4 protein-coding genes and 1 pseudogene are annotated in these 3,367 nt (G+C 63.3%); 4 read left to right on the plus strand and 1 reads right to left on the minus strand.

The window, feature by feature from the left end:
- Positions 1-471 (minus strand): DUF922 domain-containing protein (locus EOA36_RS31375; protein WP_127280752.1); only part of this gene is annotated, 471 nt, incomplete at its 3' end.
- A gap of 102 nt (positions 472-573) precedes the next feature.
- On the opposite strand from EOA36_RS31375, the gene EOA36_RS31380 reads away from it, so the two are divergent.
- The 4 genes and pseudogenes from EOA36_RS31380 to EOA36_RS31395 form a co-directional block, all read left to right on the plus strand.
- Positions 574-1,062 carry a hypothetical protein gene (locus tag EOA36_RS31380; RefSeq protein WP_245464523.1) on the plus strand — a complete coding sequence of 163 codons (489 nt, stop codon included), beginning with the start codon at positions 574-576 and terminating at the stop codon, positions 1,060-1,062.
- 186 nt (positions 1,063-1,248) lie between these two features.
- Positions 1,249-1,536 carry a GIY-YIG nuclease family protein gene (locus EOA36_RS31385; protein WP_127280753.1) on the plus strand — a complete coding sequence of 96 codons (288 nt, stop codon included), beginning with the start codon at positions 1,249-1,251 and terminating at the stop codon, positions 1,534-1,536.
- A gap of 273 nt (positions 1,537-1,809) precedes the next feature.
- Complete coding sequence (locus EOA36_RS31390) at positions 1,810-2,268, plus strand: GNAT family N-acetyltransferase (RefSeq protein WP_127280754.1); 459 nt, start codon at positions 1,810-1,812, stop codon at positions 2,266-2,268.
- 160 nt (positions 2,269-2,428) lie between these two features.
- Positions 2,429-3,367 (plus strand): annotated as a pseudogene (locus tag EOA36_RS31395) (PLP-dependent aminotransferase family protein); the annotation flags it as partial.

The raw sequence follows: 3,367 nt of genomic DNA on the forward strand, positions 1-3,367 counted from the left end.
GGCCCGGTTCTTGCTGCATTTGGGGTCATCCGCGACGGTCAGGCCGACTGTCACCGCCTCGATCTTGCGCACCATGTCGACAATGGTCGCGCCATGCACCTTTTCGTGGGCGCTGACCCCGGCGAGGAAAACCTCCCAGTTCTTCTGGATGGCGGACGGCAGCGGCGAGGAGGGGCTGGGCAAGGTGTAGGTGATGATGAGCCTGGGCTTGGCCGAGACCAGCACGCAGGCTCCGGCACGCGGCTGATAGTCCCTGGTCCAGGTCAGCTTGAAATTGGTGTGGGCGATAGCGCGGCCGACGCCGACATTCGGCCCATTCTCGCCGATCGACCGGTAGAGCTCCGGTCCGGACTGGCCTGAAATGGCATAGGTCTCGACCTTCTCGACCGGCTTCCATTCGGCATGGGCGGCGAGCGGCAAGGCCACCAGGGCGGCGGTCAGAAGACACAGGCGAACACAGGCTCTCGACACCGCTCTCTCCAAGACGCGCGGCCTTTGCCGGACGGCAATGCCATTCAACGGCTTTTCCTATATGCTGCCGGCGGGTGCTGCAAATGCCCGGAGGGGGAAGTCATGAGAAGATATCTCGTTGCCGCCGGCGCCTTGGCGGCATTGCTCGGCGCGCAGCCGGTTCTTGCCGCGTCCTGCGGCTGGAGCGCCAAGATGGAGGAAGACGAGGGCGGCAGCGTGCTGACGGCCTCCGTCTGCGGCGGGCCGAAAGGCGATGCGCAGCTGATGCTGGCCTGTTTCGACAATCCGGTGCTGAGCTACGATCTGGGTGACAGCGGCCAGCAACTGGAACCGGGCATCAGCGGCGAGTTCGACTTCAAGGCCGATGGCAAGACGGTGACCAAGACGCTGCAGCTGGAGGCCATGTACAATTATTTCGTGGTCGATCTGGCGAAAGCCGACCCGCTGCTCGACCTGCTGCGCTCGAAGGGAGATGTGTCGGTCAGCGCGGCCAAATATGGCGATATCAGCTTTCCCCTGAAGGGGTCGAGCGCGGCCATCGGCAAGGTGCTGGCGCAGTGCGGCAAGGCCAAGCCTGCCGATGGGGATTGATTGGTGATACTGTGCGGCGGCTGTGGCAGCTACAATTGGGCTGAGCATCCGTACCGTCGTCATCCTAGGGCGGAGCAAGGAGCGAAGCGACGCAGCGCAGACCCTAGGATCCATGCCGTGACGTTCGCCGAGGGACACAGCGGAACCAGGATGTTCTCCCGACGCGTTACCCGATAGCCTTAACTTATGACCGGCTATGTCTACATGACCGCGAGCCAGAAGGGTGGCACCATCTATATTGGCGTCACGAACGATCTCGGTCGCCGCATGCCCGAGCACAAGTCCGGCAAAGGCTCGTATTTCACAAGTCGATATGGTGTGCAGCGACTGGTCTGGTATGAAGAATATTTCGACATCACCGATGCCATTCAGCGCGAGAAATCGCTAAAACGCTGGTCGCGACAATGGAAGATCGAACTGATCGAAAAAGCAAATCCGGAATGGTTCGAGTTGTTCCGCGGCACTGGGTGGTAGCGTTGTGTCCTGCCCCGCTTTGGTCGTTGCAGGCGTCCCGGCATGGATCCTAGGGTCTCCGCGACGGAGCTGCGCTCCTGCTTCGCCCTAGGATGACGAAGATGGGATAGCTTAGGCTAACCTTCGAAGGTGCCTCACCATCCTAACATCTGATGTCAGCCTGCCACTAGCCCATTGTCGTGAGAAGCATGTTGCCAAGCCGGAACATCCCCACGAAGGGGGAAGGGGAGCCGAACCTTGCCCTGGTGAACTGCCGGCCGTATCTCATCCGCCATGACCAACATCCAATTCCGCAAGGCGCAAGCCTCCGACCTGCCAGCCATCGTCGCCATGCTCGCCGATGATCCGCTGGGAGCGAGCCGCGAAGATGCCTCGTTGCCGCTGGCGCAAGGCTATGTCGATGCCTTCAACGCCATCGACGCCGATCCAAACCAGCTGCTGGCGGTGGCCGTGGACGGCGCGGCGGTGATCGGTACCTTGCAGATCACCTTCCTTGCCGGGCTCTCGCGCAAGGGCGCGTGGCGGGGGCAGATCGAGGCGGTTCGCGTTGCCGGCGGCAGGCGCTCCGGCGGCATCGGCAAGAAGATGTTCGAATGGGCGATCGGACAATGCCGGGCGCGCGGCTGCGGCCTTGTCCAACTCACGACCGACAAGGGCCGGGCGGATGCGCACCGCTTCTATGAAGGGCTCGGCTTCACCGCCAGCCATAATGGTTACAAGAAGAGCCTTTAGACAGGACGCCGACGGCGACTGGCGTATAGCGGAAGCCTTTCAGGCACTATTCAAATCGGCTGACAAAGCGGATATAGGTCAGTCAGGTTGACCTATTGTAAATACGTCCGGGAGGCGTGTCTTGACCCTTTTGAACCTGTTGGCGTCGCGTTCGTCGCGCATGAAGGCGTCGGAAATCCGCGAGCTGCTGAAGCTGCTCGACCAGCCCGACATCATCTCGTTCGCCGGCGGCATTCCCGATCCCTCGCTGTTTCCGGCCGATGCCATCCGCGACGCCTATGCCGATGTGCTGGGCGGGGCGGAAGCCGGGGCGGCGCTGCAGTATCAGGTCTCGGAAGGCTATCTGCCGCTGCGGAAGTGGCTTGCCGGACAGATGGGCAAGCTCGGCATCGCGTGCGACGAGGCCAACATCTTCATCACCTCCGGCTCGCAGCAGGCCCTGGATTATCTCGGCAAGCTGTTCTTGTCGCCGGGCGATACGGCGCTGGTGACATGGCCGACCTATCTCGGTGCGCTGCAGGCCTTCAACGCCTATGAGCCGCGCTACGACCGGCTGCGCCCCGAAGGCGGCAACATGACGCCGGCGGCCTATCGCGCCGCTGCCGCCGCCAATGGCGGGCGTGTGAAGTTCGCCTATCTGGTGCCCGACTTCGCCAATCCGACCGGCAACACGCTGGACCGAAAGCAGCGCGAGGCCGTGCTCGACCTTGCCGGCGAGCTCGACATCGCCGTCATCGAGGACGCCGCCTACCGGGCGCTGCGTTATGACGGCGAAGGCGTGCCGCCGATCCTGGCACTGGACTGCGCGCGCTCCGGCGGCATCGACAAGGCACGCACGCTCTATTGCGGCTCGTTCTCGAAGATCCTGTCGCCGGGCATGCGCGTCGGCTGGGTCTGCGCGCCGCGCCACGTGATCGAGAAGCTGGTGCTGATGAAGCAGGCCTCCGACCTGCACAGCCCGTCGCGGCGCTCGCGATAGGCGCCGATCAGCTTGTCCACCTGGCCGTCGAACACGGATTCGGCGACGCGGTGCATGACCATCTGGTTGACCGACGGGCTGCTCGGCGCGCTGGAAGCCAACATGCCGGAGGGCGTGACC

The organism is Mesorhizobium sp. M8A.F.Ca.ET.021.01.1.1 (assembly GCF_003998025.1).
Taxonomy (GTDB): domain Bacteria; phylum Pseudomonadota; class Alphaproteobacteria; order Rhizobiales; family Rhizobiaceae; genus Mesorhizobium.

Bases quoted from the DNA above. Each gene is read 5' to 3' on its own strand.
- EOA36_RS31390 (WP_127280754.1), top strand. From the start codon at position 1,810: ATGACCAACATCCAATTCCGCAAGGCGCAAGCCTCCGACCTGCCAGCC.
- EOA36_RS31385 (WP_127280753.1), top strand. From the start codon at position 1,249: ATGACCGGCTATGTCTACATGACCGCGAGCCAGAAGGGTGGCACCATC.
- EOA36_RS31380 (WP_245464523.1), top strand. From the start codon at position 574: ATGAGAAGATATCTCGTTGCCGCCGGCGCCTTGGCGGCATTGCTCGGC.